Source organism: Albidovulum sp., assembly GCF_008933605.1.
Lineage (GTDB): Bacteria > Pseudomonadota > Alphaproteobacteria > Rhodobacterales > Rhodobacteraceae > Albidovulum.
Genome location: NZ_WBUS01000182.1, coordinates 1 through 5,609, shown reverse-complemented (window position 1 = coordinate 5,609; position 5,609 = coordinate 1). Strand labels below are relative to the sequence as shown.

Here is a 5,609-nt window from a genome sequence, read left to right as displayed (position 1 = left end):
GGCTCCGCCGGGCGGCCCGGCGGAGCCTGCGACGGGCTCCCTCGGCGCCGCGCCGCGTCGGCAGGCCGCGACCCGCGCGCTCCACCAGGAGATCCTCGACCGGCTCGGTCCCGCGCCGCTGGCGGAGGATCAGCTCATCCGCGATCTTGACGCTCCGCCTGCCGCCGTCGCGCCGGAACTCGTGGCGCTCGAACTTGACGGGCGGATCCTGCGCCACCCCGGCGGACTCCTGTCGCGTGCCGTCTGACGCGGCTGTCTGACGCCGCCGTTGCGTGTCGTCCGACGCGGAGGTCCGCGGTTGGCGTCATGCACCTCGGGCCTCCGACGCAAGGCTCCGGACGCCCGCTGGCGTCGGCGACCTGCGACCGACCGCGGGTTCACCACGAGGACGGCGGTTGAGGGCGGCGACCGCGATGCCGGTCGAGACGCCCGGTCCCGGGCGCCCGCATCACCTACGGACAGGCCTCCGGAATCACCACGCTGAACTCTGCGCAGTACATCGGTTCGGCCCACCAGACGTCGGTCGCGCCGTAGTACATCGCCGCGACCGTCCAGCCCGCCCCGGTCCGCTGCAGCAGCGCCTGCCCGGCGGTCCAGTCGGCGTCAGGCAGGAAATAGCCGGACTGCCAGCCCGGCGTCGCCTGGATGTAGATCGCCTCGCCGCCGGGCCGCTGCGCCACGACCGAGGCGAAAGCCACATCGCCCGCGACACGCAGTCGGCTTACCACGAACTCCACCGGCGGGCCGAAGATCATCTCCGCCTGCGGCCGCATCGCATCCATCAGCGCGCGCCGCTCGCCCGTGCCGCGCGCCGGCTCGTGCCAGCCCTGCGCCACTGCCGCTGCCGCCCAGAAGGCCAGCACCGCAACCAACAACCCCCGCATCCCCGTCCTCCGCCGTGCCCCCGTCACGTGCCCATTCTGCGCCTGCGCCGCGCATTCGCAAAGCACCCCTTTGCCCCGGCGGGCGCCGCACTGCGCCTACCAGCATACCACCCGGGCCCTCCATTGACATTGTGGAGGCTTCGCCCCCATGTTCCCCGCCCGAACCCGGATGCGCGTTTTCACGAGGAAGTCATGGCCGTCGTCGTTGTCGAATCCCCCGCCAAGGCCAAGACGATCAACAAGTATCTCGGCTCGGACTACACCGTGCTCGCCTCCTACGGCCATGTCCGCGACCTGCCGGCGAAGGACGGCTCGGTCGATCCGGACCAGGGATTCGACATGAAATGGGAGGTGGCCAGCGACAGCCGCAAGCATGTCCGCGCCATCGCCGAGGCGCTGAAGACCAATGACACGCTGATCCTCGCCACCGACCCCGACCGCGAGGGCGAGGCGATCTCCTGGCACCTGCAGGAGGCACTGGCCTCCTCGCTGAAGAAGGGCAAGACCGTCCGCCGCGTCACCTTCAACGCGATCACCAAGACCGCCGTCGCCGAGGCGATGGCCCACCCGCGCGAGGTCGATACCGCGCTGGTCGAAGCCTATCTGGCGCGCCGCGCGCTCGACTATCTCGTCGGCTTCAACCTCTCGCCGGTACTCTGGCGCAAGCTGCCCGGCGCGAAATCGGCCGGCCGGGTGCAGTCTGTCTGCCTCCGCCTCATCGTCGAGCGCGAACTGGAGATCGAGGCCTTCAAGGCGCGCGAGTACTGGACGGTGACGGCCGTCCTTGCCACGCCCAGGGGCCAGGAATTCCAGGCCCGGCTGACGGTGCTGGGCGGCCGGAAGCTCGACCGCTTCGACCTGCCGAACGAGACCGCGGCCGAGCTGGCCGTGCAGGCGATTCGCTCGCGCGAGCTGAAGGTGAAGTCGGTCGAGGCGAAGCCGGCCACGCGCAATCCCTGGCCACCCTTCATGACCTCGACGCTCCAGCAGGAGGCAAGCCGCAAGTTCGGCATGGGCGCCAAGGCCACGATGTCTGCGGCGCAGCGGCTCTACGAGGCCGGGCACATCACCTACATGCGGACGGACGGCATCGACATGGCGCCCGAGGCGGTGATGGCCGCGCGCGACGAGATCCGGCGCCGCTTCGGGCCGGACTACGTCCCCGACTCCCCGCGCATGTACAAGAACAAGGCCAAGAACGCGCAGGAAGCGCATGAATGCATCCGGCCGACCGACATGAGCCTGTCGCCCGACAGGCTGAAGGCGGCCGACGACCAGAGGAAGCTCTACGACCTGATCTGGAAGCGCACCATCGCCAGCCAGATGGCCGCCGCCCGGCTGGAACGGACGACGGTGGACGTGGCATCTCCCGATGGCGAGGTGGAACTGCGCGCCACCGGCCAGGTGGTGATTTTCGACGGCTTCCTCGCCGTCTACGACGAGGGGCGCGACGATGACGAGGGCGAGGACGGGGCGCGGCTGCCGCAGATCATGCCGGGCGAGCCTGCCGGGAAGCGCAAGATCGCGCCCGAGCAGCATTTCACGCAACCCCCGCCCCGCTACACCGAGGCGACGCTGGTCAAGCGGATGGAGGAGCTTGGCATCGGCCGGCCCTCCACCTATGCATCGATCGTCACCACGATCCAGGACCGGGAATATGTCCGCAAGGACAAGGGCCGGCTCATCCCCGAGGACAAGGGGCGGCTGGTGACGGCGTTCCTGACGAACCACTTCCGCCGCTATGTCGAATACGACTTCACCGCCGACCTGGAGGAGGAGCTTGACGACATCTCGGCCGGGAGCCGCGACTACAAGGAGGTGCTCGCGCGCTTCTGGCGCGACTTCACCGCCGCCATCGCCGAGACCGCCGATCTCAGGATCGGCGAGGTGCTGGAGAAGATCGACGAATTCCTCGCGCCGCATCTCTACCCGCCGCGGGCGGACGGGGCTGACCCGCGGCTCTGCCCGACCTGCGGCGAAGGGCGGCTCGGCCTCAAGACCGCGCGCTCGGGCGGGGCGTTCATCGGCTGCTCGAACTACCCGAATTGCCGCTACACCCGCGCGCTCTCCGCCCCGAACGGCGAGGAGACGGGCGCGGCGGAGCGCGTGCTGGGCGAGGATGGCGGCGACGAGATATGGCTGAAGGCCGGCCGCTTCGGACCCTACGTCCAGCGCGGCGAGGCCACCGAGGACACCCCGAAGCCGGCCCGCGCGAGCCTGCCCAAGGGCTGGGCGCCTGAGGCGATGGACCTCGGAAAGGCGCTGATGCTCCTCGACCTCCCGCGCGAGATCGGGCCGCACCCGGAGGACGGCGAGACGGTGGAGGCCGGGATCGGCCGCTACGGTCCTTACGTGAAACATGGGCGGGTCTACGCCAACCTGCCCGAGGCCGACGAGGTCTTCACCATCGGCATGAACCGCGCCGTCGAGGTTCTGGCCCAGAAGTCGGCGCGGGGGTCGCGTGCCGCTGCCCCGGCTGCGCTGCGCGTGCTGGGCGAGCATCCCGGCGGCGGCAAGGTCGAGGTCATGGCCGGCCGTTACGGGCCCTATGTGAAGTGGGAGAAGGTCAACGCCACCCTGCCCAAGGACCTCGCACCCGAGGCGGTGACGCTGGAGCAGGCGTTGGACCTCATCGCGGCAAAGGCCGGGAAGAAGGGGGGGCGGAAGACTTCCGGCGGGAAGAAGGCGGCACCGAAAGCGACCGCGGCGAAAAAGCCCGCCCCCAAGGCCGCGGCCACGCGAAAGGCGACCGCAAAGGCCGCCAAGGCGGGCTGACGGCTCCGGTCCGCCGCGATCACATTCCGCTTCAAGCATCAGTGACTGGTCTTCCCCCCGCCCCGGGGCGGCAGGGTAGCCGCGAACAGGCACGAAGGACCAACCCCAAGACGCGATTGATCTTTTCGCGGCGCCGGCTGATCGGCGCCACGGCGGCCGCGGTTTTCGTTCCTGGGGCCGCACGGGCGCAGATGGCCGCGCGGCCCGCCGAGGTGGAGACCGATTTCGCCCGCCGCAACGTCTCCAGCTTTGCCGCACAGGACTGGTGCGACCATTTCGACGACTAGGGAAGGGGCGCGATCGTCTGCGACACGGTGTCCCGCGCGCTCCACTTCTGGAGCGGGGACGGAACCGACTACCGGATCTACCCGACCTCGGTGCCGAAGTCGGACGAACTGACCAAACGCGGCTACACAAGGATCGTGCGCAAGAAGGTCGGACTGGACGCCGACGCCCTCGCAGCGCGAACGCTTCCCGGACTGGACATACATGCCGCCCAGCCCGGACAACCCGCTCGGCACTCATGCGATGTACCTCGACTGGCCGGCCTACCTGATCCACGGCACCCACGACGCGCGCAAGATCGGGCGCCGGTCGTCGGACGGCTGCATCGGGCTTTACAACGCCGCCATCGCGCAGTTGTTCGCGGTCACGCCGGTTTAAACCCAGGTGCGGCTGATCTGAACCCTGCCGCACTGCGGCGATTGACAGAGACCAGCCCCCGCGCCACAACTCCCCCGGTGATTTTCGGGGAGCGACCATGAAAAAGGTTTACGGCTCGGCGAAGGAGGCCCTCGACGGCCTCCTTCACGACGGCATGTTCATCGCCGCCGGCGGCTTCGGCCTCTGCGGCATTCCGGAGCTTCTGATCGACGCGATTGTGGACTCGGGGGTGAAGAACCTCACCATCGCCTCGAACAACTGCGGGGTGGACGGCTTCGGGCTCGGCAAGCTTCTCGACACGCGGCAGATCCGCAAGATGCTGTCCTCCTACGTCGGCGAGAACGCCGAGTTCATGCGCCAGTACTTGTCGGGAGAGCTTGAGTTGGAGTTCAACCCGCAGGGCACGCTGGCCGAGCGGATGCGGGCGGGCGGATGCGGCATCCCGGGCTTCTACACCAAGACCGGGGTCGGCACGGTGATTGCCGAGGGCAAGGAGCACAAGGACTTCGACGGCCAGACCTACATCCTCGAAAAGGGCATCTTTGCCGATCTCTCGATCATCAAGGCGTGGAAGGCCGACACGACCGGCAACCTCGTCTTCCGCAAGACCGCGCGCAACTTCAACGTGCCCGCCGGCATGTGCGGCCGGGTCTGCGTGGCCGAGGTGGAGGAAATCGTCGCGCCGGGGAGCCTCGATCCGGATGGCATCCACCTGCCCGGCATCTATGTGCACCGGATCATGCAGGGCCCGCACGAGAAACGCATCGAACAGCGCACCGTCCGCAAGAAGGAGCAAGCCTGACATGCCCTGGGACCGCAACGAGATGGCCGCGCGTGCGGCGCAGGAACTGAAGGACGGGATGTATGTCAACCTCGGCATCGGCATCCCGACGCTGGTGTCGAACTACATCCCGAAAGGCGTGCAGGTTACGCTTCAGTCGGAAAACGGCATGCTCGGCATGGGCCCCTTCCCCTTCGAGGGCGAGGAGGACCCCGACCTGATCAACGCTGGCAAGCAGACGATCACCGAACTGCCGCATTCGGCCTATTTCGATAGCGCCACCTCGTTCGGCATGATCCGCGGCGGCAAGATCGCGATGGCGATCCTCGGCGCGATGGAGGTGAGCGAGAAGGGCGACCTCGCCAACTGGATGATCCCCGGCAAGCTCGTCAAGGGGATGGGGGGTGCCATGGACCTCGTCGCCGGGGTGGGCCGGGTGGTGGTGGTGATGGACCACACCTCCAAGCACGGCGAATCGTAGGTGCTGCGCGAGTGCACCCTGCCCC

3 protein-coding genes and 3 pseudogenes are annotated in these 5,609 nt (G+C 68.6%); 5 read left to right on the top strand and 1 reads right to left on the bottom strand.

Annotated elements, in window-relative coordinates:
• A pseudogene (locus F9K34_RS16575) lies at positions 1 to 247 on the top strand (DNA-processing protein DprA); the annotation flags it as partial.
• 205 nt (positions 248 to 452) lie between these two features.
• Here the strand turns inward: F9K34_RS16575 and F9K34_RS16570 are convergent.
• Positions 453 to 884, bottom strand: a complete 432-nt coding sequence (locus F9K34_RS16570; protein ID WP_291338223.1) for a hypothetical protein — start codon at positions 882 to 884, stop codon at positions 453 to 455.
• Positions 885 to 1,076: 192 nt separating this feature from the next.
• Between F9K34_RS16570 and topA the strand changes: the two genes are divergently transcribed.
• From topA to F9K34_RS16550, 4 genes and pseudogenes are all read left to right on the top strand, one after another.
• Complete coding sequence (gene topA / locus F9K34_RS16565; RefSeq protein ID WP_291338222.1) at positions 1,077 to 3,659, top strand: type I DNA topoisomerase; 2,583 nt, start codon at positions 1,077 to 1,079, stop codon at positions 3,657 to 3,659.
• Positions 3,660 to 3,850: 191 nt separating this feature from the next.
• Positions 3,851 to 4,322 (top strand): annotated as a pseudogene (locus tag F9K34_RS16560) (L,D-transpeptidase).
• A gap of 97 nt (positions 4,323 to 4,419) precedes the next feature.
• The gene (locus F9K34_RS16555) at positions 4,420 to 5,124 is read left to right on the top strand and encodes a CoA transferase subunit A (RefSeq protein WP_291338221.1); all 705 of its coding nucleotides are present in this window, start codon (positions 4,420 to 4,422) and stop codon (positions 5,122 to 5,124) included.
• 1 nt (position 5,125) lies between these two features.
• Positions 5,126 to 5,581, top strand: a pseudogene (locus tag F9K34_RS16550) (3-oxoacid CoA-transferase subunit B); the annotation flags it as partial.
• Positions 5,582 to 5,609 lie beyond the last annotated feature (28 nt).

Bases quoted from the DNA above. Each gene is read 5' to 3' on its own strand.
- F9K34_RS16570 (WP_291338223.1), bottom strand. From the start codon at position 884: ATGCGGGGGTTGTTGGTTGCGGTGCTGGCCTTCTGGGCGGCAGCGGCA.
- F9K34_RS16555 (WP_291338221.1), top strand. From the start codon at position 4,420: ATGAAAAAGGTTTACGGCTCGGCGAAGGAGGCCCTCGACGGCCTCCTT.
- topA (WP_291338222.1), top strand. From the start codon at position 1,077: ATGGCCGTCGTCGTTGTCGAATCCCCCGCCAAGGCCAAGACGATCAAC.